Source organism: Photobacterium sp. GB-210 (genome assembly GCF_003026075.1).
Classification (GTDB): domain Bacteria; phylum Pseudomonadota; class Gammaproteobacteria; order Enterobacterales; family Vibrionaceae; genus Photobacterium.
On record NZ_PYNU01000033.1, the window covers coordinates 1 to 26,879 of the forward strand.

General features: G+C 39.3%; 26 protein-coding genes and 1 pseudogene. 11 read left to right on the forward strand and 16 right to left on the reverse strand.

The window, feature by feature from the left end; all coding sequences use genetic code 11:
• Positions 1-376: 376 nt before the first annotated feature.
• The 3 genes from C9J38_RS20785 to C9J38_RS20795 all read right to left on the reverse strand — a co-directional run bounded on the left by C9J38_RS20785 (position 377) and on the right by C9J38_RS20795 (position 3,499).
• Positions 377-1,129 (reverse strand): class I SAM-dependent methyltransferase, encoded by a 753-nt coding sequence (locus C9J38_RS20785; protein WP_158259528.1) that lies wholly within the window; start codon positions 1,127-1,129, stop codon positions 377-379.
• A gap of 873 nt (positions 1,130-2,002) precedes the next feature.
• Positions 2,003-2,527, reverse strand: a complete 525-nt coding sequence (locus C9J38_RS20790) for a GNAT family N-acetyltransferase (protein WP_005530754.1) — start codon at positions 2,525-2,527, stop codon at positions 2,003-2,005.
• Between the two features lie 486 nt (positions 2,528-3,013).
• The gene (locus C9J38_RS20795) at positions 3,014-3,499 is read right to left on the reverse strand and encodes a GNAT family N-acetyltransferase (protein WP_199187179.1); all 486 of its coding nucleotides are present in this window, start codon (positions 3,497-3,499) and stop codon (positions 3,014-3,016) included.
• A 415-nt stretch (positions 3,500-3,914) separates the two neighbouring features.
• On the opposite strand from C9J38_RS20795, the gene C9J38_RS20800 reads away from it, so the two are divergent.
• Both C9J38_RS20800 and C9J38_RS20805 read left to right on the forward strand, forming a co-directional pair.
• Positions 3,915-5,165, forward strand: coding sequence for an MFS transporter (locus tag C9J38_RS20800; protein WP_107208717.1), 1,251 nt, complete (start codon positions 3,915-3,917; stop codon positions 5,163-5,165).
• Positions 5,162-5,848 (forward strand): peptidoglycan DD-metalloendopeptidase family protein, encoded by a 687-nt coding sequence (locus tag C9J38_RS20805; protein ID WP_107208718.1) that lies wholly within the window; start codon positions 5,162-5,164, stop codon positions 5,846-5,848. The genes C9J38_RS20800 and C9J38_RS20805 overlap by 4 nt, the downstream gene beginning before the upstream one ends.
• Positions 5,849-5,900: 52 nt before the next feature.
• Here C9J38_RS20805 and C9J38_RS20810 read toward each other — a convergent pair whose 3' ends face one another.
• The 4 genes from C9J38_RS20810 to C9J38_RS20825 form a co-directional block, all read right to left on the reverse strand.
• Entirely contained in the window at positions 5,901-7,085 is a 1,185-nt protein-coding gene (locus C9J38_RS20810) for an MFS transporter (protein ID WP_107208719.1), read from the reverse strand.
• Between the two features lie 45 nt (positions 7,086-7,130).
• A complete protein-coding gene (locus tag C9J38_RS20815; protein WP_107208720.1) occupies positions 7,131-7,919 on the reverse strand; it encodes a helix-turn-helix domain-containing protein in 789 nt (262 codons plus the stop codon).
• A 39-nt stretch (positions 7,920-7,958) separates the two neighbouring features.
• Positions 7,959-9,134 carry a PcfJ domain-containing protein gene (locus C9J38_RS20820; protein WP_107208721.1) on the reverse strand — a complete coding sequence of 392 codons (1,176 nt, stop codon included), beginning with the start codon at positions 9,132-9,134 and terminating at the stop codon, positions 7,959-7,961.
• Between the two features lie 346 nt (positions 9,135-9,480).
• On the reverse strand, positions 9,481-10,257 hold the full coding sequence (locus C9J38_RS20825) for a helix-turn-helix domain-containing protein (RefSeq protein WP_107208722.1): 777 nt from the start codon (positions 10,255-10,257) through the stop codon (positions 9,481-9,483).
• 212 nt (positions 10,258-10,469) lie between these two features.
• On the opposite strand from C9J38_RS20825, the gene C9J38_RS20830 reads away from it, so the two are divergent.
• Entirely contained in the window at positions 10,470-11,642 is a 1,173-nt protein-coding gene (locus C9J38_RS20830) for an MFS transporter (protein ID WP_107208723.1), read from the forward strand.
• Between the two features lie 112 nt (positions 11,643-11,754).
• On the opposite strand, the gene C9J38_RS20835 is transcribed toward C9J38_RS20830, so the two are convergent.
• Positions 11,755-12,408, reverse strand: a complete 654-nt coding sequence (locus tag C9J38_RS20835; protein ID WP_107208724.1) for a DUF2913 family protein — start codon at positions 12,406-12,408, stop codon at positions 11,755-11,757.
• Between the two features lie 409 nt (positions 12,409-12,817).
• Here C9J38_RS20835 and C9J38_RS20840 point away from each other — a divergent pair, with 409 nt between their 5' ends.
• Positions 12,818-14,017: a glycosyl hydrolase family 18 protein gene (locus tag C9J38_RS20840; protein WP_107208725.1), complete on the forward strand. Its 1,200-nt coding sequence runs from the start codon at positions 12,818-12,820 to the stop codon at positions 14,015-14,017.
• 110 nt (positions 14,018-14,127) lie between these two features.
• Here C9J38_RS20840 and C9J38_RS20845 read toward each other — a convergent pair whose 3' ends face one another.
• From C9J38_RS20845 to C9J38_RS20855, 3 genes are all read right to left on the reverse strand, one after another.
• Positions 14,128-15,318 (reverse strand): Bcr/CflA family multidrug efflux MFS transporter, encoded by a 1,191-nt coding sequence (locus C9J38_RS20845; protein WP_107208726.1) that lies wholly within the window; start codon positions 15,316-15,318, stop codon positions 14,128-14,130.
• A gap of 235 nt (positions 15,319-15,553) precedes the next feature.
• Entirely contained in the window at positions 15,554-16,249 is a 696-nt protein-coding gene (gene rsuA / locus C9J38_RS20850; protein ID WP_107208727.1) for a 16S rRNA pseudouridine(516) synthase RsuA, read from the reverse strand.
• Between the two features lie 112 nt (positions 16,250-16,361).
• Positions 16,362-16,727, reverse strand: coding sequence for a hypothetical protein (locus C9J38_RS20855; RefSeq protein ID WP_107208728.1), 366 nt, complete (start codon positions 16,725-16,727; stop codon positions 16,362-16,364).
• A 229-nt stretch (positions 16,728-16,956) separates the two neighbouring features.
• Between C9J38_RS20855 and C9J38_RS20860 the strand changes: the two genes are divergently transcribed.
• From C9J38_RS20860 to C9J38_RS20880, 5 genes are all read left to right on the forward strand, one after another.
• Complete coding sequence (locus tag C9J38_RS20860; protein ID WP_107208729.1) at positions 16,957-17,796, forward strand: isopenicillin N synthase family oxygenase; 840 nt, start codon at positions 16,957-16,959, stop codon at positions 17,794-17,796.
• 312 nt (positions 17,797-18,108) lie between these two features.
• The gene (locus C9J38_RS20865) at positions 18,109-18,603 is read left to right on the forward strand and encodes an N-acetyltransferase (RefSeq protein ID WP_107208730.1); all 495 of its coding nucleotides are present in this window, start codon (positions 18,109-18,111) and stop codon (positions 18,601-18,603) included.
• Positions 18,604-18,775: 172 nt separating this feature from the next.
• The gene (locus C9J38_RS20870; RefSeq protein ID WP_107208731.1) at positions 18,776-19,339 is read left to right on the forward strand and encodes a LemA family protein; all 564 of its coding nucleotides are present in this window, start codon (positions 18,776-18,778) and stop codon (positions 19,337-19,339) included.
• 188 nt (positions 19,340-19,527) lie between these two features.
• Entirely contained in the window at positions 19,528-20,316 is a 789-nt protein-coding gene (locus C9J38_RS20875; protein ID WP_233218542.1) for a DUF3137 domain-containing protein, read from the forward strand.
• Positions 20,317-20,351: 35 nt separating this feature from the next.
• Positions 20,352-20,693, forward strand: a complete 342-nt coding sequence (locus C9J38_RS20880; RefSeq protein WP_107208732.1) for a hypothetical protein — start codon at positions 20,352-20,354, stop codon at positions 20,691-20,693.
• A 138-nt stretch (positions 20,694-20,831) separates the two neighbouring features.
• On the opposite strand, the gene C9J38_RS20885 is transcribed toward C9J38_RS20880, so the two are convergent.
• Entirely contained in the window at positions 20,832-21,200 is a 369-nt protein-coding gene (locus tag C9J38_RS20885) for a hypothetical protein (RefSeq protein ID WP_107208733.1), read from the reverse strand.
• Between the two features lie 96 nt (positions 21,201-21,296).
• On the opposite strand from C9J38_RS20885, the gene C9J38_RS20890 reads away from it, so the two are divergent.
• Complete coding sequence (locus C9J38_RS20890) at positions 21,297-22,682, forward strand: PLP-dependent aminotransferase family protein (RefSeq protein WP_107208734.1); 1,386 nt, start codon at positions 21,297-21,299, stop codon at positions 22,680-22,682.
• Here C9J38_RS20890 and C9J38_RS20895 read toward each other — a convergent pair.
• Together C9J38_RS20895 and C9J38_RS20900 are read right to left on the reverse strand one after the other, a co-directional pair.
• On the reverse strand, positions 22,668-23,096 hold the full coding sequence (locus C9J38_RS20895; RefSeq protein WP_080901998.1) for a GNAT family N-acetyltransferase: 429 nt from the start codon (positions 23,094-23,096) through the stop codon (positions 22,668-22,670). The genes C9J38_RS20890 and C9J38_RS20895 overlap by 15 nt on opposite strands.
• 258 nt (positions 23,097-23,354) lie before the next feature.
• Complete coding sequence (locus tag C9J38_RS20900; protein WP_107208735.1) at positions 23,355-24,425, reverse strand: FAD:protein FMN transferase; 1,071 nt, start codon at positions 24,423-24,425, stop codon at positions 23,355-23,357.
• A gap of 175 nt (positions 24,426-24,600) precedes the next feature.
• On the opposite strand from C9J38_RS20900, the gene C9J38_RS20905 reads away from it, so the two are divergent.
• On the forward strand, positions 24,601-26,346 hold the full coding sequence (locus C9J38_RS20905) for a DEAD/DEAH box helicase (RefSeq protein WP_107208736.1): 1,746 nt from the start codon (positions 24,601-24,603) through the stop codon (positions 26,344-26,346).
• On the opposite strand, the pseudogene C9J38_RS20910 reads toward C9J38_RS20905, so the two are convergent.
• Together C9J38_RS20910 and C9J38_RS21935 are read right to left on the reverse strand one after the other, a co-directional pair.
• A pseudogene (locus C9J38_RS20910) lies at positions 26,339-26,601 on the reverse strand (helix-turn-helix domain-containing protein); the annotation flags it as partial. The gene C9J38_RS20905 and the pseudogene C9J38_RS20910 sit on opposite strands and share 8 nt — an antisense overlap.
• A gap of 75 nt (positions 26,602-26,676) precedes the next feature.
• Positions 26,677-26,829: a hypothetical protein gene (locus tag C9J38_RS21935; protein WP_158260233.1), complete on the reverse strand. Its 153-nt coding sequence runs from the start codon at positions 26,827-26,829 to the stop codon at positions 26,677-26,679.
• Positions 26,830-26,879: the final 50 nt, after the last annotated feature.

The window sequence follows — 26,879 nt, forward strand, 5'->3', positions numbered from 1 at the left end:
AAAGAAGCTGCTTCAAGCAATCCAATTTATGTTCATGTTAGCCGGGCAACTAACGTTGCCCTCACCGAATAAAACGGTACGTATAAAAGCCCAACCCTTTTGCCCCTGCTGCCAACATGTCATGCAATTAACGGGGATATTTCGACCCAGATAACCGACGTTAAATAATAAGGATAATGGCTTTCACGCTTCAGAATTAAAGAGGGTTTTATTATAAATCAGGGTATTAATATTATTGGTTCACACCAAGGATAACGCTCGACTTCTTTTTGGCATTCCCCTTCATGATATTTCCAATATTTACTTATAATAAGGTAGCTTGGGCTTGTCCAACACTTCGGATAGGTGTCGGCTTCGCGACACATATCCTTATTTGTTATAGCGCTTTTACAACACCCACGATACTATTTGATACTTTAGTAAAAGGGGTCTTTTTCCAGTCGGAATAATGTCCTACTAGCTGTAAGCCAGCACTTTCTAGACAGTTAACGATCTCATCTATTGAACGATATTTGAGCTCTATTTCACTATGGTATTGCTCACCACTTTCGTAATCCCTACGGATGTGATGAAGCATCGTATCATTGGAATGAGGGTGAACACAGTCCCAGCCGTACACTTTAACTTTTCCCCCCTTCGGGCTTATATATGAAGACCAATACTCATAACCACTGGTTACTTCTAGATGCTCTAGGGATGGAAGCCGACAATCAAAAATGAATGTACCATTGTTACCCATATGATTTTTAATCTGATTTAGCATGGACAAGAAGTCAGCATCAGAGATAAATGCTTGAAACGCATTACCAGTCATAGAGACTACATCAAATTTGGTGCCTATATCGAAATTGGTCGCATCCATTTCATAGAATGAAATATTGTTTATCGTTGCGGATTTTTCTATAGCGAACTCGACCATTGCCCCTGAAAAATCTATACCTACTACATGAGAAGCCTCATTGGATAAAGGAATCGTGACGATGCCTGTTCCACAACACACATCTAGAAGCGATGACGCTTGTTGGGAAGTTAATATGTCACGTAGAAATGAGATTTCATTAGCATAATCTTCACCATACTGTGCATCATATTCCTCGCCTGACCAAAATTCACTCTTGCTTTGTTTCAACGACTCTTCTCCTTGAGCATGAATGCGCTATAACAGTATATTAATAAGCATTCTTACTTTTACGCTTTATTAATACTGTTAACATTCAACATCTTACTAAAAAAGCACCCATTTTCATAGTGTTAGTCGCAAAAAATCACATCCAACCTATATTTTACTGTGATAAAAGTAAGAACTGTTTTTAACCCGTCGAATTAAAAACACAACCATGAATGTTACACCATATATATCAATATCTTATAAATAGAAGCTGAGATAATTAAGCATTTTTTCTTATTTAAAACGAAGTCTAAGCATCAAAATTTACGATTTGCATTATAACTGGACAAATAAACAGGTTTATTCATTAGCAGAAATCAAAAATATCTCGCCTAAATTGATATAGGAATAACACGAGTACTAAAAGAAAGAGAATGGAGATAAGAGAGATGGAGACAAAGCCGGGTTTCATCTCCATGTTTAGGCATTATTGCGGCTTGTGGTGATGATAAGACACAGCTTCAAGCGATCCTTATGTTCATGTTAGCTGGGTAACTGACGTTGCCCTCACCGAATAAAACGGTACGTATAAAAGCCCAACCCTTTTGCCCCTGCTGCCAACATGTCATGCAATTAACGGGGATATTTCGACCCAGATAATCGACGTTAAATAATAAGGATAATGGCTTTAACGCTTCAGAATTAAAGAGGGTTTTATTATAAATCAGGGTATTAATATTATTGGTTCACACCAAGGATAACGCTCGACTTCTTTTTGGCATCCCCCTTCATGATATTTCCAATATTTACTTATAATAAGGTAGCTTGGGCTTGTCCAACACTTCGGATAGGTGTCGGCTTCGCAACACATATCCTTATCTGTTAGGCGAATTTTCAAAGGCTTATGCGCATATCTGCACAATTGAAAAGACCGTCACCTAAAGTTGGAAAACGCGCATAGTTTTTTAGCGTTCCATGATTTGAAAAACCTGACTTTTCTAAAACCCTTACACTTGCTATGTGCCCAACAAATGGATTTGTTCTTACTTCCTTGATACCCAAGCTGTTTAAATATTCCAAGCCAGTACGACACAATTGCGTCGCAATTCCACGATTACTAAATTTGTCTGATATACCAAAATGGATCTCAGCATGCTGTTCATTGAACACAAACACAACCACCCCAAACACAAAGTCATTTTGGCTTTCTGCGACACCATAAACTAGCACTTTGGGACGGCTTTCCAAATAGGATTTTCTCCATTGCTGAATTTTTGAGAGCGTAGTTCCCACCGTATCATGAGGCAATGTCGAAATGTACTTTGCAGAAGAAATTGAGCCAGAGTACAAACTAAACAATGAGTCTGCATCAGTTTCTCGAAGCTCCCTAATTCTAAAAACGTCATTCTCGTAGTTCATTATGCCTCCATTCGCCTAACAGTATATTAATAAGCATTCTTACTTTCGCGCAAAAATACACGCATAAAATACCTTTACCATACTCGATATAATCTTTACATATTATGAACTTACTGGCAATTTTTTACATTTAAAGATTTAAAAGAGGGTGTAAAAAGTAAGAAATGTATTTGATCAGTCTTATTAAATACAAACTGAAACATTAAATGATATAATTTTCAATTGGTTATGATTTCACTTCTGTTTTTAACAAGAAATATTTCTTATTAAAAACAGAACTCAAACGATAAAATCACCACGTTTCATTATAACTGTTGATATACACAGTAAATAAAACTAATCCAAAACCACGTTAACACGATATGAATGAGTATTTGATCTAACACGTTTTGGGGCAAATATGAGTTAGCCTAGTAGCTAACTCAGATGTGATCACCAAGTGATTCTGTCAGATTATGAAAGGTATTTTGATTTCTTGACCGTTTGTTAGTCGTACATTGCCCAACGGAAATACGGACGCTGACCATCCATCCGTTCAACTTCTGCGCCTAGCTTCTTATAGAAATTATGGGCTTTGGTGTTGTAGGGGCTAGCTGTCCATGAAATGTGAGAAGCTAACGACTTTCCTGCTTCAATTTTCAAAGCATGCATAAGTTCGGCACCATACCCCTTTGACCTATGCCTACCAATAACTAGCAAGTCATCAAGCCAAATAGATGGCTCACCTCGGAAGGAAGAATAGCGGTAATGAAATAAGGCGAAACCCAGAACTTTGCCGTCGACTTCCAATAGCAAAGCGTGAGCAAACGGAACGTCGCCAAATAACGTTCGTTCAATCTTGCCTTTATTTGTGGAGATTTCGCCGTTGAACCCTTTCATACTTCGGTCAAACTCAGCTTTATACCCAATAAGTTCTAGTAACTTACCGGAGTCTTTTTTGTTCGCTTTCCTTACGTTCACTCTGTTCTCCATAACTCAAATTCCGGGTTATCGGCTAACACTTTATACGACTTTTAGCCGCCTTTAAAACACCTATCATGCAGCCTTTTCGATTACAGTTAAATTTTCCATCAATAAGTTAATGAATATTAGATTGTATAAGGACACATATTTTTAAAACTTACTTCGAAACTCCCTCAGGTAACTATAGCTAAGGGAAACTTTCCGCCAAAAGAAGCTAACTCACTTAGCTTCTTACTAATGTAGACAGTAGATAACTCAAAACAAAACGGAGTTAATGGCAAGTGTCTGAATACGAATTACTTTCAGTTGCATGAGTTTGCTTTTTACCAATAATTGTTAAAAATTAATTTCAAAACTTAACGATAGTGTTTGCCAATTACCCCAAGAGAATTAGAATAGCGCGCATATTCACTGGGAGAATAAGATGCACAACCAACACCGCACCGCTCAACAGCTGCCCTTATTTACGCTTATAACGCTATACATCATTATCTTTCTTGGATCTGCCGGATTTTTTATTACGATCCCCGCATACGTCAGCTTATTTTTAACTGATCATTCGTTGGAATTTGCCAAGAGTATGCCAATTGAACAGCGTCGTATGTTGTTTGGTACAGTAATGTCTGCCGCCCCATTTATTTCGATGTTCTTTACCCCTTTTATTGCGCGTTTTGCCGATAAGTTCAGTCGTAAGACCGTGATTGCCATTTGTTTGATTATTGCAGCTATTGGTTTCGCCTTACCGATTTATGCGATTGTGGTTAGCTCGGTGATCATTTTGTTTGTCGGTAATATGATCAACAGCTTAGGCTCGGCAAGCCAACCTATTGCACAAGCGATTTTGGCTGATAACAGCGAAGGGAAAAACAAAGCAACATTGATGAGTTTAGTTGCCGTAGTTATGACAGCAGCCATGTCATTTGGCCCAGCACTTGGCAGTAAATTATCATCTAGTTATGGCGCTCAAGCACCATTTTATGCCTGCCTCGTCATTGCACTTATCAGTTTAATCTTGATGTTTGTGGTGCGTTTACCTGCTCAACACATTGTAAAAACAGAAAACCCTTTCTCGTTCGTAAAACCGTTAAAACGTAGTCAAAAAGGCTTAATGAACTGTTTGTTTATCGTTTTTATTTGCCAATTTAGCTGGAGCCTCTATTTCCAAAACATTGCGTTTATCTTCCCGCAGAAATGGAATATTGCGGTAGAAAGTGAATTCTACCAATACTTTATGATGGGAATTGGCGTTGTAATGATCCTCTCACTATTACTATTGCCACGTCTGATCTTATCGCGTTTTTCTGTTAATTCAGCACTACGTACAACAACAGCATTATCTGCCATTGGCATGTTATTACTTGCGATCACTCCAACCCCGACCTCTCATGTGGTTGCGATGATCTTTGCAGCATCCATGGTTGCGTTATGTTTTCCTCTTTACATCACAGCCCTTTCAGATCGTGCGAGTGATATTGATCAAGGTTGGGCTATGGCGCTTTCTAGTGCAATGGTTGGCTTGGCGTGGACATTAACTGGTTATTTGACTGCTATGATGGTCAATGTGCACTTATTATTACCAACGGGGATTGCTGTCATCGGCTATCTTGCCGCAATGGTGGTGGTACCAACGAAGAGCACGAATAAAAACACACAATCAGATTTGGAAGCAGCATGACACAAACGAAAACCCCTTTCGAAAATGTACTCAGTGCACATGAGTTTCATCCTGTGATACCCAAAGAATTACAATTCGGTACAGGATACGTTGTCGATTTAACACCAAGTAGTCATTTATGGCAGCAAGTAAATGACGAGCATACTTTCGCTGATGAAATCGTAAAACAAGCCATTGCCACCAATGCACAAATAGTCATTGGTCGATATGCTGAACACCGCTTGATTTATCAAGATAAAGAGAACTTTTCCGACTCTCCTAATCGTACTGTTCACATGGCGATTGATTTAGGCGTGCCTGCTGGCGTTCCTGTTTATGCCCCACTTGATGGTGAAGTTTATGGTATCGCAAATCATGCAGCAAACGGTGACTATGGCCCTACTGTTATTTTAAAACACGCGCTCGATGGGCATGTTTTTTATACTCTTTACGGACATACAGCGACTGAGTATTTATCGCAATTAACTGTTGGTCAGCATATTAGTCGAGGCCAACAATTTACTGCTGTGGGTAACACAGAAGAAAATGGGGGTTGGGCGCCTCATCTGCATTTTCAAATCATCAAAAACATGGGTGATTACAGTAATGATTATCCTGGTGTGATTGATCCTGAGCAGTTTGATTTTTACCAAGATAATTGCCCGAATCCTAATTTGATCCTAAAACGTAGCGATTTAGATTAATCTGCATACATAAAAGCGCCTATTAGCCTTCAAGCCAATAGGCGCTTTTTATTTACGCTTTTGCCAACACGACAGAATTATCATTCCACCAGCGTTGTACAGACATATTAAGTAATGCCATCGTTGTAAGTACACATGCCATCACCCATTCAACACTGGCTAAATGACTCACAATAAAGGTTAACGTAAAGATCCCAACCATTTGTAATGAGCCAAACAGTGCTCCCGTTTGTCCTTTATGCTTAGGGAATAAATACAGCGCACTGACAGCCACGACAGAGGTTGTTAAACCCGCGCCAAAACAATAGATACCCATGCCGATAATGATCGTCGCCATGCTGTGAAATACCACATTCGATAGTATCGTCAGCGCGCCAAGCAACATAAGACCACTTGCTGCTTTAATGATTCGCCCTTCTGTCGTGGTATATTTTAGAAAACGAATATAAAAAATACGGGCGCACAAACTACAACCAATTAGCAACAATGAAGACAGACCAAAATATTGCACAGGTAAATGGTATTGTTCATTCGCAATAAACGCCCCCATCAAATAAAACACCAGCGCACCACCATTCGCCATCACCATCATGATTAAATAGCGTAAGAACTGCGGATTAGTTGCAATCATGGAGTAATCACGAGCAACAACCCTTGGTTTTGTCGCATGAATATTCTTTTCTAAGTGGGTTTCTTTTAAACCTAAGGCAATAACCACAAATAGCAGTACTGCTAACCCCAACATAAACCAGAAGCTACTATGCCAGCCAAAATGGCTTTCTAAATAGCCACCAATTGCAGGTGTCGACGCGGGTAAACACATAAATAAAATACTAAACCATGACATCACATCCACTAACTGCTCTTTAGTTAATGAGTCTTGCATTATGGTTCGGCATAATAAAAACAACGCCCCAACACCCATACCTTGTACGGCACGTCCAATAATTAAACCTGATAGTTGATCAGCGTGTAAACAAAGCGCTGAGCCGATGATAAATATCACCGCACCTAATATCGCGATAGGACGACGACCGAAGCGTTCTGCGACAGCGCCGCACACTAATTGACTTAAACCTAACGCAATGAAAAACGTGCTCACCGTTTGTTGTACTGCTGTCGATGACACATTCAATGCCTTAGACATTACAGGTAAGCTAGGTGCATACATATCAGAGGCGAAGAAATAGCTGCACGCCATTAATAAACTGATAGAAAGTAAACGTAGTAAAGACATGACAACAATCTCCTTAATTGATGTCATTATCTTAAACAGATGTGTTTAGTCTTGTTGTTGAACTAGCGACAACGAGTTGTGATTTTTCGCCAACTTCTGGCTAGCTTTGTGTTGTTTAAAACGATTAAAGGCATGAGAAAAGGCAGATAAGCTGTTGTAACCTAAATCTAATGCGATATCTGTATGCGCGACACCTGCGCGACTCAACTGCCATGCTTTTGCCATAACCAACTGCTGTCTTATTTCGCGAAATGGTTGATCAAATGTGCTGATAAATAAACGATTGAGAGTACGAGAAGATGCACCACAGTGCTCAGCAAAACGGTCTAAAGACAGTTTAATATCAGGTTCAATAGTCAGCGCTTCAATAATCGGCAACAAGCGTTTATCAATATCATGATTACTTTGATAAGCATCGCTCTGGTAATTTTGTTTCTTGAGTTGATCGAGAAATACCGCTAAATAATGGTGTTGAACATCGCTATTGCTGTCAGCACCTTGCTCACAGCCAATGTCTTGCGACTCAATTTCTGCCATCACCTGCACCATTAAGCGATTGGTCGAGATGATCGCCATCTCATTGTAAAAATGAGGAATAACATCTGGTGAAGCATGAATAATACTTAAGCTGGTATCTTTCAACACTTTCAAGTGATGACGGTGATTTAGGGGCACCCAAATAAGTTGTCCACTAACAGCCAGTATGCTTTTATCCTCTGTTCTAGCAATACCGCAACCTTGGTGGATATAAAAAAGTTGTACAAAATCGTCGTGAGAATGCGGTGCTTTTTCTTCTGTTGGGGCATAACGTTTTATCGAATGAAGTAACCGCATTGCTTTCCTTTAAGAGTAACCCAATAAATTCAACCCGTATTATGGCTTAGCTGACTTCATACTGTCTAACCAACCATAAACAGCCTCTAATGTTTCAGAAGATGGCATCCTATTATTACGGGCTTGGATTTGATCCACTGTATATATCCCACTAACTCGTCCATTAACGAAATAATGACGTTTTAAACCAATGGTAACACGCTCTGGCATGAACATTTTATAAACCAAATATTCGCCTTTAATGATCCGGTTGTGATAAATCGCCACACAGTGGTTTTGTTCAATCCCCTCTTGTTCAAGTTCTTGATAATCGCGAATAGGTACAATGTTGTTATTACCTTCAAAAGGGATCACGTAAGGCTTATTGGAATTAGCATCGGGCACAAAATTGATACTGTGTTGCGCCACCACCCACCTGTCGTGTAACGCTCGTAACTCTTCATAAGAAGTCACTGCATGAATACGCTTGATTGAATCAACATCTAATACGCGATAAGCAAGCTGGAAAACGTCAGATAAAATTTGATTAATTTGAAAACGTTCACGCTGATTGGTTTGCGCTATATGCCGTCCAAGCGGCGTACCTGTTAACGTTGGCCATTGCAGATAGATCTGCAAGGTTAAGTTAGTGATCGTTTTATAATGTTTAAACAGTTGAAACGACATCAATTCAGGATCGAGCAAGCGGTGAATAATAATCACAATCGAACGGGTTGAAAAATCACTCTCAATCCGATCAAGAAAACGCAATGCTGAACGACTCGAAGCTAAGCCAAGTTGAGTAAGGATTTCACGTTGACCTAATTCGCACAGTGCTAACACTTCATCTTGATCTAACGGATATTGTTCGCATACCAAATACAATAAGGTAGGACGTTGGAGTAATAGCTCTCGGGCTTTCTGACTCATTGCTGCAATCTTGAGCATGTACACCCCAAATTCAGCATAGCCTCGGGCTTTTTCAACTAAACCAGTAGGAATGCTATCTACCCATGCTTTCCCCCCTTCTAATGATTCGATGTGCTCAATATAGAATGAACAGCTCCCCTCTAACGGTTCCCGGTGCCCATCTGGGTATGCTCGATACATAGCAAGACAGTCATGCCAGTCATAGAACTCAAGCTGAAAAGGAAAAAAGGTTAAGGCTTCATCAAATGATAAAACTAACGGCGCTGAGTGATGAAACTCTTCGCGCTCAGCACAACAAGCAAGCATAAATATCCATATATGTCTGTTAGCCTTGAATAATGATTATCGTTATCTGCTCAATGTGTCTTGATATGAAAAACAATAATAACTGATAAATATATCATGCCTTAGCGAGATGAAGATTCAACTGCAAAACGACAAGGATGAGAACCTAGTACGGAAAATATATTAAATAATATGAAGGCGTTATTTATGTTCACCAATGGTAATTCTTTCGCAAAAATCAGGTCAAGGATGGCGTCAATTCAAACGATTATTTAAGTAGCTTACCTTATATGAATAACGTTTTTATTTTTTTGCTCGTCACAGTTAAGACCAAATAAAGCAGACAGTTTAAGAACATCGAAAATTGTTACTTATACTCTGTAATAAAATTAGAGGGTGTAACGCCAGCCTTATCATGAAAAAAACGAATAAAAGCACTATCACTTGAAAAATCTAGCCGATGAGCAATATCTGTCACTCGCCAATTTGATGACAGCAATTCAATAGCGGCTAATAAACGCCACTGTTGGCGCCAACTTTGATATGGCATACCCACTTCTTTATTAAAAATACGGGTGATGGTTTTTGCACTCGCTCCTACGATAAGGCTAAGTTCTGCTAATGATGGAGCAACAAACCCCTCATCATCAATATCAGCTAACCATGAGGATAAACGAGGATCGGCTGGAATAGGTAAATTCAAGTGACTATCTTTCGCAAGGTTGAGCTCTTCAATTAAGAGGTTCACCGAATTAACTTGCTCATTATTGGGTTTATCAAACGCCCAAAACGCCATACGCTCCATTAATGCCGACATTAAAGGATTAATATCAAATATTTTTAGTTCTCTCGGCAATTGTGGTTGTAAATCTTGGTCAAAATACAAAGAACGGTATTGCGTAACATTGGATGTTTGTGCTTTGTGCTCCACTCCTGCTGGGATCCAAGCTGCACGCATTGGCGGCAACACACACTTGACACCATCTAAACTAATGACCATGCAACCATGATGAGAAAACAATAACTGATCTTTGCTATGAGTGTGATAACCAGAATCATGCTCTGCTAAATCAGCAGCAAGCCCAACAACAAGACCATGATAATCATCAGCACAAAACTGATCTTCCATTCGAATATAAGCCATATTAGCAGCTCCTTTCTGCAACCTGTCCTTAAAGTGACATTTGTTGTTCTTATATTAATATTACACCACCCATGAACACTATATACTTCTCATCATTGAAATAACAGTCTCGCACTTCACGAATTAGCGATGGCAGTAATACGTATCATCCACTGAACAATATCGGTTTTTTGCCTTTCGTCGGTGGATGATCAAGCGTCAAAGAGGAAGTCATGAATAAAAAAACAATCTCGACATTATTAGCGATTTCGCTGTTAATGTTTCCACAGCTCATAGAGACGATGTATAGCCCAGCGCTAACATCGATTAAGAATCACTTTTCAGTAACCACCTCAGATGCAGCTCAAGCGCTATCGATCTTTTTTATGGTCTTTGCCGTTGGCGTCGTATTCTGGGGAACCATGTGTGATGTGATTGGACGTCGTTTATCAACCCTATTAGGTTTAGCAATTTGTATTGCTGCCGCACTATTTTGTTACTTTGCACCAACATTTCAGGGGTTACTTTACGGTTTTGGTGCGTGTGCTTTTGGTGCAGCTGTTGGCTCTGTATGTACCCAAACCATTTTACGAGATAGCTTTGAAGGCGCGAGTTTAGCAAGAATCTTCTCTATTGCGTCAACAAGTATTGGTCTTAGCCCTGTGATTGGTATGTTACTTGGTAGCTGGTTGACGGCTCACGGTGGCTATACTTGGGTTTTCGCAGCTATGGTGATCATGTTATCACTACTATTACTTTGGGGTGGCTTTGCATTACCAGAGACAAAACCAAACCACATTAAACGTGATAGCTTGTTTTTAGTGGCAAATAAAATGCTCCGTGACAGCCATATTTGGTATATCGTATTAATGATAGGGCTGGCAAATATTGCCCTGTTCTCTTACTACAGCATTGCACCATTTATGTTTGAACACTTAGGAGCTAGCGTTAAGTTTTTTGGTAATACTAGCTTTGTTTTAGCTGCTGGCTCAATTTTAGGTTCACTACTTAATATTCGTTTGATACGCCTACATATTCGCGGTGAACTCATCGTAATGTTATCGACATTAATGATGCTGACAGCTGGTTTAGGTGTTTACTTACTACAAGAAACTGTTTGGTTCTTCATTCCAATGGCATTGGTATCACTGTCATTTGGTTTAACATTACCTAACTTGTTAAGTACTGCTTTAATCAATTACCGAAACCACCTAGGAACAGCGGGTGCATTACTTGGCTTGTTCTATTACTTAATCATCGGTTTTGGCCTAGATCATGTCGCACATGTCGGCAATCTAGCATTAACATTACTGGTTTGTGGTGGTGGTTCATTTGTACTTGTACTATTAAAATTGATCACGGCAAAAGCCAATAAACAAACCAGTGAAAACGCAACAGCAAGTTAATCGACAAGTGAGTTGAAACTCACCGTAAAGTTAACTTCTCTTAACAAAAAAGCCGCATAAGGTCATCTTTTTAAAAGAGTCTTATGCGGCTTTTCTTTTTTTCTGTAAGCGATTAATTCGTCACAGTGGGTAATTCAGGTAAATGTGTACCAGCATTATCAGGATAAATCACATACTCACCGTGGAATTTCACTTTAGATTTGTAGTCGGTGATCTTAAACAGCAAGATACCTTGTTGGTAAGCCAAATCGATAAATTGCTGCGCATTACCACGAATATAAAAAGAAAGGGGTTTTATTAATGTACCCTGCTCATTCATCGCAGACTTGTATTGCGCAGCACACACCACTAATGATGCTTGACCATCGGTATGATGAGACACTTTGCGGTTCACTTCATACTCGTTAGTCACTAACCAATCTGCGGCTTCTACAACACGATAGAAATCATCTATTAGCTCAGCGGTAATAACCGTTGAATGACCATCAGCATCATTTAACGCACTAAGGGTATTTTTAATACGCTCAAATTGTACTTTAAGCTGCGCATTTTTGCCCATTGTGCGAGATTGTTTCTGCCATTGCAGTAATGTCTTAGACACACAGTGATCAAAACATTGTTGTTTGATCATCTTCGTCACCCACGCGCTTAAAAAAACCGTCTCACTGACCGGGTTTTTCTGGGTTTTACCAGACTCTTGCGCAGTAACCAGAGTTGATAACCCTTCCGTTACCACATGTAGAATTTCGTTATAAAAAGAAGTCATAATTTTAGAAAATCAAAAATAAATACGGCTAAAAACAAGCTTACGAATGTTTAACCAAGAACCAAGGTTCCTGTTAGAAATTTCCACTTATCGTACGCTACTGTCAGGTGAGATAGGTGCCAATGATAACGAGTTATACCCTAATAAAAAAGCAGCAATGTATTGAAAATATTAGCTGGTTTTATCTATCAATTAAGATGGAGTTAACCAACCAACACAGAATATTAATCTGCAAAATAAAGCTCATCAATACAATTAACTCGGTTTATTATAATAAATACAAATTTAAAATTGCAATATAACATTACTTTTAAAGAAAAATGCTTTGTGACACTCATTCAGGTGGTGAATATATATTTGTGAATAATCACTGTGAACGTTATCAATTAACAAGGAATAAGGTTTATAGATGAAATACACTCTTTTAGCCGCTTTAATTGCTGCCACATCACTAACCGCATGTAACAGCAGTAGCAACTCTTCGGATGACTATAATGGATATGTTGCTCAGGAACCAAAACCTGCAAAGATTACAGAGTTTCGTAATGTGGTATATGCGAGCTACATGAAAGATGCCAATGATCAGTGGTTTGATAATCCGCATTCAAATGAAATCAGTGATCTGAATATTGCCTTCATGAACCCTAGCGCCAATATGGATAAAGAAGGGATATATCACCCTGATGGACACGTTGCTCCCCTATCTACCGATAAAATAAATAAGCTTACTTCCACTATTCAAAAATTTAGAGAGCAAAACCCTGATGGAAGAGTATTTATTTCCTTTGGTGGCTGGCGAGATAGCGAGAAAAATGAAAGTGACGATAACATCATTGGTCGTGACATCGTTTACGAAAAAATAGCCGCATCGCCAGAATATCGAGAAAACCTAATCAACGACATGATGGATGTTGTAAATACCTACGGTTTTGACGGTATTGATCTTGATTGGGAGTACCCTCAAGTGGGTGATGGTGCTAATCAATATGCTGATTTTGTTAACCGATTAGCAGATAGGCTTCATGCAGAAGATAAATATTTCACCGCAGCGATCATTGGCAGTAAAGATAAACCTAATGACGATGGAAAAGGTGCTGGCTATCTCGATGTTGCATTAAATGCCTTTGATACGGTTCATTTAATGACTTATGACATGCAAAATGAAGATCACTCAAGCTATAAAGATTCAGTCAATGCTTTAAATTACTGGTTAATAGAGCGCCACTTAGATCCGCAACGTATTACATTAGGATTACCTGCCTACCCTCGCCATGCCCCCACTTACGGTGTATTAGTTAAGGAAGATAAACATTACGCTTGCCGAGATACTGTAACAAAGAATAACACGACACATTATTATAACGGGTTACCCACGATCCGCTCAAAAGTCCATTTAGCTAAAGACGACTATCATTTAGGTGGGGTCATGTTATGGGAATTGCCTTGTGATGATATTAATCCACAAGATAAAGATCTTTCTATTATAGAAACCATCAATGCCACCATTAAACAGGACACTTCTTATCGCAATATTTGCGATACACATAAAAACGAAACTGGTTGGATTGTTTACCGTAAAGATGATCCAATGAAGCATTACGATTGGTAAATTAAAACAGTGTTTAAAGTTACTATTTACCTTCGATAATCACAAAAAAGTACGCCAGAGAGTCTTCTCTGGCGTACTTTTTTCAGCGACATCTGTAAAAATAAAATGCTTTATGCGTCTTTTGCTAAGAACCAGTAAAAACCCGCAGACAATACTGCACAAACGGCCATCGTTCCTGCCATTGGCCATGCCGTACTGTCTGGCATTAACGCAACAATACTACCGACAATAGATGCAACACCAAAACGGAATGTGCCGCCTAATGAAGAAGCAGTACCAGCCATTTGAGGATAACGTGCAAGTAAACAAGCCATTGAGTTACTACCAATAATCGATAGCACACCAACAAATAGCATAACAGGGATAACAACGCCCCAGAGTCCAAAATCTAGCCACTGACCAATAACAATTAACGCACCGGCAAACAGCTGAATAACTAATCCAAGGCGTAACATCCAATGGGTGCCTTTTTTCCTTACAAAACGCCCATTTATACTGGTCATTAGGATTAAACAAATGATATTTAAACCAAAGTAAAAGCCAAAGTTTTCAACACTTACACCATAAAGATCAATGTAAACAAACGACCCCGCCGTTAAGAAAGTGAACATGCCTGAAAATGAAAAGCCGCTACACAGTATCAAGCCGAGAACCACAGGATTAGACAGTAGTTTTATATAATTGCGGATAATGGATAAAAAGTGGAAAGGTATACGTTTTTCTTTTGGTAATGTTTCTTTAATTTTAAAAACAATAGAAAGTAAAACAATGACAGCAAAAATAGACAAAAACCAAAATACCGCACGCCAGCCAAACCATACCGATAAATGACCACCAATCATAGGGGCAAGTAAGGGGGCCACTGTCATCACCAAAGTAACAAACGACATAGTACGAGAAAACTCTTCACGCTCGAACATGTCACGTACTAATGCACTAATGATGACGGCTGCGGCAGCACCTGCAAAACCTTGTAAAACACGAATAACAGTCAGTTCTGTGATACTCGTACTCAACGCACCTAATACGGTTAAAACAGTAAAACTGATAGTACCGAGTAACAAAATTGGACGTCGGCCATAACTGTCAGCCAGAGGCCCATGAATCAATTGACCGAAAGCAAAACCTGCGGTGAATACGGTTAATGTAACCTGAACTAAACTGGGAGAAACTAAAAAGTCTTTGGCAATGTTCGGCATTGCGGGCAGGTACATATCAATCGCTAAAGGCGTAAGCGCAGCTATTGCGCCAAGGATCAATATCAATTGCAGGCTCAACCTTGGGCTGTCTTGCTGGTTCATAGCACCTCTTATGAGCTAATATTCCATATGAAGCTTATATTTTACGATAAAACACGTATACAGAACCTTTCTAATATGGAAAAGAGCTATTTCCTTTTCCGCATCCCCTTCGCTACACGTATTCTGTATTTATCTAATAAAATAAAAGGCATAAACAATGCAGACTAAAAACAAGTCTTCATATTTACGCCTATTATTACAGCATAGAATTTATAAAATTAACATCACCAACTAATTATTTTAGAAATGATGCAATTTCTTCTGCTGTTAGTGGTCGGTACTCACCAGGCGCGAGATCTTCATCAAGCTCAACGGTACCAATACGCTCACGGTGTAAGCCAACCACTTTATTACCCATCGCTGCGAACATACGTTTTACTTGGTGGTACTTACCTTCAGATATTGTCAGCAACGCCTCACGCTCGCCAAGAATTTCTAATTTAGCTGGGCGTGTTAATTCTTTCTCACTGCGAAGTTGTACACCTGCTTCAAATTGCGTGATGTAATCTTCAGTGATTGGATCGGCCGTTTCAACAAAATAGGTCTTTGAACATAAATGACGTGGCGAAGTGATACGGTGAGACCATTGACCATCATCGGTTAACAACACTAAACCCGTTGTATCGCCATCTAAACGACCTGCTACGTGCATTTTCTCTGGGCTTACTTCATCAAACAAAACAAAAACAGTTGGATTGAAGTCATCAACATGAGAGCAGACGAAGCCTTCTGGCTTGTTAAGCATAAAGTAACGAGGACCTTGCAGCTTTAGCGGGCGACCGTTAAATTCCACATCGTTATTGTCACTGACTGAAAACGAAGCACTACGGACGATTTCGCCATCAACTTCAATCATTTTATCTCGAAGAAGTTTACTGGCTTCTCTACGGGTGATACCCAATGTGGTACCTAAGAATTTATCAAGCCTCATTAACTGGCTCCGCTAATTGCTACAAAAGAGCGGTATTATAAGACCAAATAACAAAGATGCATTAAAAACTTATTGCTCCTATCAAAGCGATAAATGCCTCATTGTCCTAATTTTACTTTGATTCGTAATGTACCTTGATGCTATTAGCCAACAAGGTAATGCTATTATCTTGCTCTTTTCTAACCGTTACCTTATCTGAGGTTATCACCACGAATTGATTTTTCTCATTGGTGAAAGGAAAGCTCACCGCGACATCGCCTTGATAAATCGTTTCATGTTTATCGCTATGAATATGAGCACTGGCGATTTTAACCTCTGTACCGCGACGAATATGCATCACCACCTTACCGCTATAGGTTTTATAATCCTTATAATGTTGTTCATACTTTGACGAGATCGTAAATGGATTAATCGTACCTGCGAATATGCTCATACTAATGAATAAGCAGGAACATAGTAATGCTAATTTCTTTTTCATCTTCTGCCTTCTCCATTTTTTTATCCTATTTTGTTAACAATTCCCTTAACCTTTACTTAACTGTAGGCAAGATAAATACCACTATTATTAATTATTTCCTCTCATGGATACTATGTTTCTGAACTTTGCCTGCCACATCCTTGTTACATCTTTGTTTCCAAAATAGAATATATGGCGCTCAGCTAAACGATTGCTATAAATAAAAAGATACCGTTGGAGAATCATATCAATGAAACTGGAAGCAGTAGATTACACAGCAGATAATGCACAGCAGCTTTTTGTCGAATCCCTACGAGAGACCGGCTTTGGGGTACTAAAAAATCATCCTATCCAACAAAAATTAGTCCAAAAAATCTATGATAAGTGGTATGACTTTTTTAATAGTGAAGAAAAAACTGCGTTTCATTTTAATGTAGAAACCCAAGACGGGCTGTTTCCAACCGACGTTTCAGAAACCGCCAAGGGGCATACCCAAAAAGATATTAAAGAATACTTCCACTACTACCCTTGGGGCCAATGCCCTGCTGAACTAAAACAAGATATTCAACAGTACTATCAAGAAGCCAATGAACTTGCGACAGAATTATTAAGTTGGGTTGAACAATACTCACCTAATGAGGTTTCCACTAAATACACTCAGTCACTCTCAAGTATGATTGATGGCAGTGAGAAAACATTGCTTCGCATCCTGCATTACCCTCCGCTACAAGGCGACGAAGAGCTAGGCGCAATTCGTGCTGGAGCCCATGAAGATATTAACTTATTAACCATTTTGCCTGCCGCTAACGAGCCGGGGCTACAAGTTAAAGCTAAAGATGGTAGTTGGATTGATGTACCTTGTGATTTCGGCCATTTAATTATCAATATCGGTGACATGCTACAAGAAGCTTCCGGTGGTTATTTCCCATCAACAACTCACCGTGTGATAAACCCAGAAGGTGCAGATAAAACAAAATCACGTATTTCATTGCCTCTGTTTTTACACCCGAAACCAGACGTTATACTTTCAGAAAAATACACCGCACATGAATATTTAATGGAACGTTTACGTGAACTTGGCGTTATCTAATTTCTAAGAAATAAAGCACTAAGCGTTGAAAAATGGCTCTCGGCTTTGATCTCTGTTTTGATACTAGGATACGCTCAGCCGAGAGACTTCATAAAAAAATTATGAGGTTACAATCAAAAATATGAACATTTTTTCGTGTCTCTGGTCTCATTATCGAAGGGTTACAAATCTATTTATTATGCAAACAATCTATTATTAGCATATCGAACAATACAACATTTATTTTTTGATTACGTTTACATTCAGACTTTCAGATCTATAGTTCATTGATAGCTTAATTGGTTGTGTATAGATCTTACTTAGGGACTCCGTATGAAAATCTCGTTAACGAAACCTGTGCTTTCATCTCTTGATACTTTTCTAAATCTCATTGACGAATTATTTGCTTACGAAGCCCTACCGCATAAGGTAGAGCAAACAGCAACAGCGGTAAAACAGCTATTAGCAACACCAGAGCTTGGACAAGCTTGGTTTATTGAAGTTGAAGAAAATGGTGAGACCTGTGTCGCAGGTCACCTTGTGGTGAGTTATGCCTTCAGCCTTGAACATGGCGGAAAAGTAGGATTTATTGATCAATTCTACTTAAAGCCAGAATGGCGCCAAAAAGGCATTGGCGCATCATTAATGCCGCAAGTTGAAGATCGTGTTATCAACGATGGTGTTAAAGCCCTATCACTGGAAGTGAATATCGGTAACGCAGGTGCTCGTACTTTTTACGAACGCCATGGCTTTGTGCCACGTCGACAGTTCTGTGTTATGACCAAAAACCTTGCTGAAAAAACAGTGCCATTACACGTCGCGTCATAGTGATATTCTTTCGTTTTATGTAAAAACATGAATTGAACTTCTTCTAAAGCCTTGCCATTCGCAGGGCTTTTTCATAAAGCCTCGCATATAACATTAAACAAGCATATCAATTAATTACATGCTTATTTATAATCGCCACATCACGTATTTTCATTATATACCAAGGAATTTTATGGGTCTTTCCATCATTATCGGCATTATTGTTATTATTGCCCTTGCCTACATCAGCCTACGTAACGGTTTAATTGGTAAAAAGAACCAAGTCGCCAATGCCGAATCAAGCATTGATGTAATGCTGAAAAAACGTTTTGACTTACTACCAAATTTAATCGAAACCGCCAAAGCATATATGCAACATGAAAAGTCGGTATTAACGGAATTAACAGAGCTTCGTAACCAAGCGGGTAATGCCACCAGCACAGATGCGAAAGCTGCTCTAGACAAGCAAGTTAGCACGGCACTCTCTCACTTCCGCGTCGCTGTTGAAGCGTATCCAGAATTAAAAGCTAACGAGAATATTGATACTGTAATGCGTTCCATGAATGAAATTGAAGCTCAACTGTCTGCAGCGCGACGCACTTTTAATGCATCTGTCACTAATTTCAATAACGCTGTAGAAATGTTTCCATCAAGCATAATTGCTAATCATATGAACCTAACAACATTACCTTTGTTTGACATTCCAGAAGCAGAGCGTCAAAACGTCAATGCTGCTGAACTGTTTAATAACAAATAACCCAACAAATAGGTTTCACTATGGAAGATCGTATTTCAGCCTTATACGAAAAAAAGCTAAGAACACAGCTATCCTCGCTAGAGTCCACTCGCTTAGATGTCATCAAACAATTATAGATTGCGCTTGCGGTTGGAGGTATTACGGCTTCTATCGCGATCCCAACGGCACTTCATTTTAATGCGCTACCTTTGGGCATTATTGCGACTTTCATTGTTGCTACTTTCATGTTGGTTCGATTTTCAAAACAGAAGAAACAATACTGCGTCAGTTATAAACAAAAGGTGATCACTGCCCTGCTTGCTAACATCAATGAAAGTTTTGATTATCAGCCTCTTGGCTCTGTTTCCGAACAAGATTATAAAGCCTGCCAACTCTTTCCACAGCGTTATGATAGCTTTCGTGGTGAAGATTTTGTCCAAGGTACAATCGGTAAAACGACACTGCGTTTTTCAGAGTTAGAGACGCAAGTTAAAAAGCAGCGCGTGAATCAAAAAGAAAACCGCGAGGAATGGGAAACCATTTTTCATGGCATTTTATTTATTGCCGACGCCAATAAGCACTTCCATAGTCAGACGCTCATTTTACCGGCGAAAAACGCAGTTATTAGTGCAATTGCTGATGCCGTATCTCATCTGTTTAACCGCGAAAATAAACGTGTAGATCTAGAAAATCCACACTTTGAGCAACACTTTTCGGTCTATAGCAGCGATCAAATTGAAGCACGATACTTATTAACGCCAGCGATGATGGAACGACTAGTCGATTTTGTTACTAAAGCTAAAAATCGTCTCTCGTTATCATTCATCGATAATAATATTTATATCGCGATGAGTAGCCATAAAAACCACTTTGAGCCCGCATTGTTTACATCTTCGGATTCACTGGAATCTGTTCAAGCGATTGCCCAAGACTTACAGTTTGTCATTGATATTGTAAGCGATTTAGATCTCAACACTCGCATCTGGACGAAGCGCTAATCCGTTTATTAATCAACTATAATGGCACACTGCTGATGAATAACCTCATTACTTATATTCTTGCTTTTAACGATGATGATCCTACGATTATCGATAGACAAACACAGCAGCAAACGCTTGAAGAAAATAAAACGAACATTCATTACACTGAAGAACGTGTGGCATTTAGCAATGGCACTGTGATGCTAAAAACCACTGAGTTTGATGAAGTACTAGATATACTGGACGATAGTGTATGCCCTGAATGCTGGATCAAATACGAAATTATTACCCAGCCGCACAATGGAAAAATAACACCAAAGAAGAAAATCTTTACTAATCGATGCCAAGAATCCTTTTGGCTCAAACTTCAAAATACACGTAGCAAGCTAAACTGACAGACTGAATAATCTATACTTAAAAGCATGAAAAAAATCCCCTCATGCTTCTGCTGGTGGAAGTTGGCTTTTTACTTCATCGTCACCTTGCTCGTTCTACTATTAGTAAGCTGACCGCGATCCTCTTCCATCTCAGTGTTAATGATGATCACAGCCATTAGGCGGTAACACCGTGATCTGCAAAGTCTTACCTGATACTGCTACTTTTTTGCTACGACACAGCGCTATCGCGTAACGTTTACTTAATACTGAATGCTTATCAACTGTTTCTGTCGATAACGTAATATGTAGATATTCGCCTGTTGGCCAATTTGTTTTCTTAAATACTGAGAGTACCGTCTTGATTTTGGCCTGGGGAAAAACTAACAATTCAGGCTCATTCAATTTTTGAGATAATTGATAAGTTGTATCACTATTATCAAGTTTATAATCAATCGTATAATGATAAATAGTTTGAGCCATTACCACGTTACTTAACAATACAATCACCCCTAATACATATTTCATATCTACGCCCTCTATTAAACTCTCACTATTCTCCCTTGTGAAATAAAACCAATACAGATACAGTTTTAAAGATAAAAACCAATACAGACGTGATTTATGGCTAAGTATCAGCAACTTATTAAATCGATAATAGAAGATATTAGAGATCATTCACTTGTCGCTAATACAAAATTACCGTCATTGCGCCAATTGGCAAAACAGCATGAAGTCAGCATTTCAACAGCGGTAAATTGCTATCAAGAACTTGAATCTCAAGGCTGGATAATTGCTAAACCTAAGCAAGGCTTTTTTGTTCGTTCGATAGATATGGGAGTCGCTCAACCTGAATTCAAACAGTTTGATAGTTACCCAACCTCTCCACGACGAAATAAAACGCCTTACAGGGCAAGTAATGGCGTGCTGGGCGTCTCATGTATGCCCATTGATAGTGAGACCATTGCTGAATTAGATCGCTGTTTTATTCGGACTCTGAAACGTTATAGTTTAAAGATAAATCGTTATCCTGATCCTATTGGTGAAGAAAGATTAAGAAAAGCAATCTCACGTCATTTCTGTGCCAAAGGTTTCCCAATTGATCATAGCCATCTTGTGATCACCCAAGGAGCTATGTCGGCAATCAATACCGCATTAGAAATCATTGCAAAACCAGGCGATACCATTGCGATTAGCTCACCTTGTTTTAGTGGTTATATGGATCTGCTGGTTAACTTACAGCTGAAGGTTATCGAAATTCCATCAAATCAAAATGGGATAGATTTAAAGCAACTGGAACATCATTTACAACAGGGGAATATACAAGTAGGACTGTTTTCAACCACTTTTATGAATCCTCAAGGAATCACGTTAAGTGTTGAACAAAAACAAAAGCTCGCCAAACTATCAGCTCAATACAAAACACCAATCATTGAAGATGATGTCTATGTTGAACTGTCTCATGATAAAACAATGCCATTACCAGCGAAATATTATGACAAAGATGGCTATATTATTTGGTGTGGTTCCCTTTCTAAATCACTGTCTGCCAGTTACCGCTTAGGATGGTGCTTGTCTGGACGCTATTTCTCTGAATTTAGTAATTATTATTCAGCAAGTTCGCGTGGCGTCTCTCAGCAAATCCAAAATGCCATTACCGAGTACTTTAGTACTGGGCTATATGATAAATACATCAAACGTCAATGTTCTAACCTATCAAACAACATGTATCAATATCGCCACTATCTTAATCACCACCTCCCCAATATCATCAAAATAAGCAATCCCAATGGCGGCATGACACTATGGATAGAAATAAAGAATCATAATGCTGAAGTGTTCTCTCAACTCGTCAATGACCACCAACTAGATATAAGAGAAGGCGCTCTTTTTAGTTCTTTGCCTATATATGACAACTACATCAGAATTAATATTGGCTACCCAATAGATCAAGCTCAAGAGCAACTAGATCTACTCATTAAGTTAATAAAAGTTTCACAACGGGCTTAACTTACACTCCATTTTGACACACTCCACATCTGACTTATAAAACGTATCGCCAGATGTGGTCAGCCCTAAACGCTGGTAAAAACCAATGGCACTTGTTCGTGCATCACACCAGAAATATTCCACATTAGTCGTTTTTAGATAAGTAAAGATCTCTTGGATCATCACAGTACCAATACCTTTACCTTGATATTCGGTGAGAGTGGCAAACTTACGTAATCGAGCTACGTTTTCTTCGATAAAAACCGAAGACACACAGACGAGCTCATTATTAATAAACGCCCCAAAGTGCGTTGCTGTCTCATCCCCTTCCACTTTACAAAACGACTCAGGTTTAGACGGCCATAGAACACGATGTCGAACTGTTATTGCCTGCTGCCAGGTAATTGGTTTTATTTCCATTAACGTTAAATCCATATAAAAAAGAACCTATAACCACTAAGCCATAGCTTCTATTAATCCTTTAATTAATCCACCCTTTCAAACGTAAACGTTCCTATATAACGTTTAGTTTGGTAACCCATATCGTTATAATTACTGAGAAAGATTTCAATACTATGTATAAATTTTAGTTAGCTTGTTGAAAAACGAAGCCTTATCTAGAGAATTACTCTAAATAAGGCTTCTGCTTAAATCAGAAATTTTAAAATCGTGTGAAATGTCTAAACTCACACTTTATTTCTGTTGGCTTAATGTGATGTTTGTATCTTGAATCAACGCATTACTTTTTGAGTTCTTAAACGCACCATCAACATCTTGAATATAGTAAACCGGTAATGATTCTTCATTTGCTACCGCTTTCCCTTCATCAGGACCTAAACACAGCATAGTTGTAGCCCACGCATCACCTCGAATAGGATCATTACCAAACACAGATGCGGAAACAAGATCATGGGTGATCGGTGCGCCTGTTCTTGCATCAAGAATATGTGAGTAATCTTTTTTGCCATCCTTAAAGTTATGGTGATACGTACCTGAAGTGTTAAGTGATACACCATTCTCATCATTAATCGTCACGATTTGATAAGGATGAATACCGTCTTTGAGTGCTACAGGTTGCTCAATCGCCACACGCCACTTCTCACCCATTGGCTTATGACCTTTAATCTTCATATCGCCACCGAACTCAACCAAGTAGTTCTCAACACCATCCGACTCTAAAATTTGGCTTAAACGGCTAATCGCATAACCTTCACCCATTGAAGATAAATCAATCTGCAACTGGGGAATGGTTTTTCTAATACGTAAGTGTTCAGGATCTATTTCAATTTTATCAATACCAATATCAGCACGTACCTTTGCAATCTCGGCGGCTGTTGGCACATTTAATTTATCGCTTTGAAAGCCCCAAAGTTTATATAGCGGCTGAATAGTAGGATCATAGCAACCATGACTTTCTTTATTGATTGCCTTTGCTATAGACAACATATAAATAAAATCTTTCGAGGCCGGCTGCCACTCCGTTGAAGTGCTTTTATTAAACTTAGAAATATACGAATCACCGCGATACGTAGAATATTCTTTATCAATCGCGTCTAATGCTTTATTAAACTGGGCTTGTACCTTCGCCGATGAAACATCATCTTTAGACCAGTAACTCACATGGTAGCTAGTGCCTTCTGCATAGCCTGCGATTTTTTCTAACTTTGGAGGCTCACTACAACCCGACAACATCATAGTTGCAGACAGTGTAAATAACGCAGCGCAGCTTCGCTTCAGGAAAACATTCGACGTTTTCGTAAACATACAAAAACCTTATTGATACATAATGTATGTAAAGTTTACCAACAGTTACCAAACACTACTAGACAGAGGCAAAACACCGCATCTAACCTAACCTGAGAACAATGAATGAAGGCTTTGCCAAATCACTGGTTAAATGTACACTAGTTAAGTTTTCAGTTACGCCAGAATAGTTTCTATGTATACCCTTCGTCCTTATCAGCAAGACAGTGTTAACGCGACTATCCACTATTTTCGTAAACACAACACCCCAGCAGTATTAACCCTACCAACAGGCGCAGGTAAAAGCCTTGTCGTCGCAGAGCTTGCACGTATTGCTCGTGGGCGCGTGCTTGTATTAACCCACGTTAAAGAGTTGGTAGAGCAAAACCATGCCAAATATGAAAGTTACGGCTTAAAAGCCTCTATTTTTTCTGCTGGATTAGGTCGAAAAGAAACCGACCAACAAGTGGTGTTTGCTTCTGTTCAATCAATGGCAAACAGCTTAGATAAGTTCAAAGAACAATTTTCATTATTAGTTATTGATGAATGTCACCGTGTACCTGACGATGAAAACAGTGCTTATCGCAAAGTTATCAAGCACGTTCAAGACGTAAACCCAAACATTAAAATCCTTGGCTTAACCGCGACACCTTATCGCTTAGGCATGGGCTGGATTTACAAATACCATACCCGAGGTCAGGTTCGTACTGAACAAGATCGCTTCTTCCGCGACTGTATTTTTGAATTACCGATTCGCTATCTATTAGACGAAGGCTTTTTAACCGAGCCCAAAATCATGGATATGGCAGTGATTGGTTATGATTTCTCATCTATTACCCCTTCATCGACAGGCCACTACAAAGAAGCCGATTTAGATAGCGTGATTGGAAAATCAGAGCGTGCAACACCAATGATCATTGAACAGGTGATTGAGTACGCCAAAGATCGTAAAGGTGTGATGATATTCGCCTCAACCGTTAATCACGCACAAGAAATCATGGGCTACTTATCCGGTGAAAATGCCGCGTTGGTGATTGGTGATACCCCTCTTGATGAACGCGATCGCATTATCAATGATTTCAAAGCGCAAAAGATTAAATACTTAGTTAACGTTTCAGTATTAACGACTGGCTTTGATGCGCCACATGTCGATTTAATTGCTATTCTTCGCCCAACAGAATCTATCAGCTTATATCAGCAAATTGTTGGTCGAGGCTTACGTTTAGCTGATGGTAAAAAAGACTGTTTAGTATTGGAGTATGCGGGTAACTGTTACGATTTATACCAACCTGAAGTGGGTGATCCAAAACCCAACTCAGAGAGTGAAGTCGTAATGGTACCTTGCCCTGCTTGTGGTTTTAAAAACAGTTTCTGGGGCAAACTCGATCCCGCAGGCTTTTTAGTTGAGCACTATGGACGTCGTTGCCAAGGCTATTTTGAAGATGATGAAACTGGCGAGCGTGAGGAATGTGGTTATCGTTTCCGTGCTAAATACTGCGAAGAATGTGGCGCTGACAACGATATCGCCGCAAGACGCTGCCACCTTTGCGATGCGGTGATGGTTGATCCTGATAAAAAGCTGCGTGAGGCGTTAAAACTTAAAGACGCCATGATCATGAAATGCACCGACATGCGCTTAGAGCCAGGAAAAAATAAATTCGAGAAACCACAGCTTAAAGTGGTTTATGTCGGCGATGAAGGTAATGAAATTAACGAAGTGTGGACGCTTTCTAATAAAACCCAGAAACAAGAGTTTCTTAAGCGGTTTATTAACCCTCATTTAGTGGATCGTCACCGTCCATTCACCGATACCGCCCCAACAAAAGTTGCCAATAGCGAGCACCGTTTACGTCCACCTGAAATTGTAATCGCCCGTAAGAATGGTCGATTTTGGGCTATTCGAGACAAGTTGTTCGATTTAGATCAATATCAAAAAGACTAAAGTCGTAATACTTCTTTAGATGAGACGCTGAATCTCTTTTTTGAGTGAATCAGGCGTTTTATTACTAGGTGTACGACCAGTGTTGCCATGAATCACAAATCGAATCCCTTCTTGGCGATAACGTTGCAAGTATCGCTCAACGGTCCTTCGTGACTTTTGTAGTAAATGAGTAGCGCTATTGATGGTAATTTTGCCCTCAATAACTTTGCTAATGATATCGACAGTAAACTGTGATTTTGAATCCATGTAGAACATCCTTAGCCCCCCTTAAAGCAAGTTTTATTACTTTAGAAAGTACGCTAATTCAGTCCCGACATATTCCCTTGGTAGTTAGCATAATGACAAAGTCGCTTGGTAATTACGATACGACAGAATCGCTTGGTGATCACAACAGTCCATGGAGATGGCTAACTCATTTATGTCGAGTAGACGACACTTGTTACCAAGTGCCGTCCCTCTAAGAACCGTACGTGCAACTTTCACTGCATACGGCTCAAGCCTCCACTAAGGCACCGATTGGCACCCAGCAACTT

What these genes read in the sequence shown, in the direction of transcription:
- C9J38_RS20790 (WP_005530754.1), bottom strand. Translation starts at nt 2,527, where the DNA reads ATGAACTACGAGAATGACGTTTTTAGAATTAGGGAGCTTCGAGAAACT.
- C9J38_RS20795 (WP_199187179.1), bottom strand. Translation starts at nt 3,499, where the DNA reads ATGGAGAACAGAGTGAACGTAAGGAAAGCGAACAAAAAAGACTCCGGT.
- C9J38_RS20800 (WP_107208717.1), top strand. Translation starts at nt 3,915, where the DNA reads ATGCACAACCAACACCGCACCGCTCAACAGCTGCCCTTATTTACGCTT.
- C9J38_RS20805 (WP_107208718.1), top strand. Translation starts at nt 5,162, where the DNA reads ATGACACAAACGAAAACCCCTTTCGAAAATGTACTCAGTGCACATGAG.
- C9J38_RS20810 (WP_107208719.1), bottom strand. Translation starts at nt 7,085, where the DNA reads ATGTCTTTACTACGTTTACTTTCTATCAGTTTATTAATGGCGTGCAGC.
- C9J38_RS20815 (WP_107208720.1), bottom strand. Translation starts at nt 7,919, where the DNA reads ATGCGGTTACTTCATTCGATAAAACGTTATGCCCCAACAGAAGAAAAA.
- C9J38_RS20820 (WP_107208721.1), bottom strand. Translation starts at nt 9,134, where the DNA reads ATGCTTGCTTGTTGTGCTGAGCGCGAAGAGTTTCATCACTCAGCGCCG.
- C9J38_RS20825 (WP_107208722.1), bottom strand. Translation starts at nt 10,257, where the DNA reads ATGGCTTATATTCGAATGGAAGATCAGTTTTGTGCTGATGATTATCAT.
- C9J38_RS20830 (WP_107208723.1), top strand. Translation starts at nt 10,470, where the DNA reads ATGAATAAAAAAACAATCTCGACATTATTAGCGATTTCGCTGTTAATG.
- C9J38_RS20835 (WP_107208724.1), bottom strand. Translation starts at nt 12,408, where the DNA reads ATGACTTCTTTTTATAACGAAATTCTACATGTGGTAACGGAAGGGTTA.
- C9J38_RS20840 (WP_107208725.1), top strand. Translation starts at nt 12,818, where the DNA reads ATGAAATACACTCTTTTAGCCGCTTTAATTGCTGCCACATCACTAACC.
- C9J38_RS20845 (WP_107208726.1), bottom strand. Translation starts at nt 15,318, where the DNA reads ATGAACCAGCAAGACAGCCCAAGGTTGAGCCTGCAATTGATATTGATC.
- rsuA (WP_107208727.1), bottom strand. Translation starts at nt 16,249, where the DNA reads ATGAGGCTTGATAAATTCTTAGGTACCACATTGGGTATCACCCGTAGA.
- C9J38_RS20855 (WP_107208728.1), bottom strand. Translation starts at nt 16,727, where the DNA reads ATGAAAAAGAAATTAGCATTACTATGTTCCTGCTTATTCATTAGTATG.
- C9J38_RS20860 (WP_107208729.1), top strand. Translation starts at nt 16,957, where the DNA reads ATGAAACTGGAAGCAGTAGATTACACAGCAGATAATGCACAGCAGCTT.
- C9J38_RS20865 (WP_107208730.1), top strand. Translation starts at nt 18,109, where the DNA reads ATGAAAATCTCGTTAACGAAACCTGTGCTTTCATCTCTTGATACTTTT.
- C9J38_RS20870 (WP_107208731.1), top strand. Translation starts at nt 18,776, where the DNA reads ATGGGTCTTTCCATCATTATCGGCATTATTGTTATTATTGCCCTTGCC.
- C9J38_RS20880 (WP_107208732.1), top strand. Translation starts at nt 20,352, where the DNA reads ATGAATAACCTCATTACTTATATTCTTGCTTTTAACGATGATGATCCT.
- C9J38_RS20885 (WP_107208733.1), bottom strand. Translation starts at nt 21,200, where the DNA reads ATGAAATATGTATTAGGGGTGATTGTATTGTTAAGTAACGTGGTAATG.
- C9J38_RS20890 (WP_107208734.1), top strand. Translation starts at nt 21,297, where the DNA reads ATGGCTAAGTATCAGCAACTTATTAAATCGATAATAGAAGATATTAGA.
- C9J38_RS20895 (WP_080901998.1), bottom strand. Translation starts at nt 23,096, where the DNA reads ATGGATTTAACGTTAATGGAAATAAAACCAATTACCTGGCAGCAGGCA.
- C9J38_RS20900 (WP_107208735.1), bottom strand. Translation starts at nt 24,425, where the DNA reads ATGTTTACGAAAACGTCGAATGTTTTCCTGAAGCGAAGCTGCGCTGCG.
- C9J38_RS20905 (WP_107208736.1), top strand. Translation starts at nt 24,601, where the DNA reads ATGTATACCCTTCGTCCTTATCAGCAAGACAGTGTTAACGCGACTATC.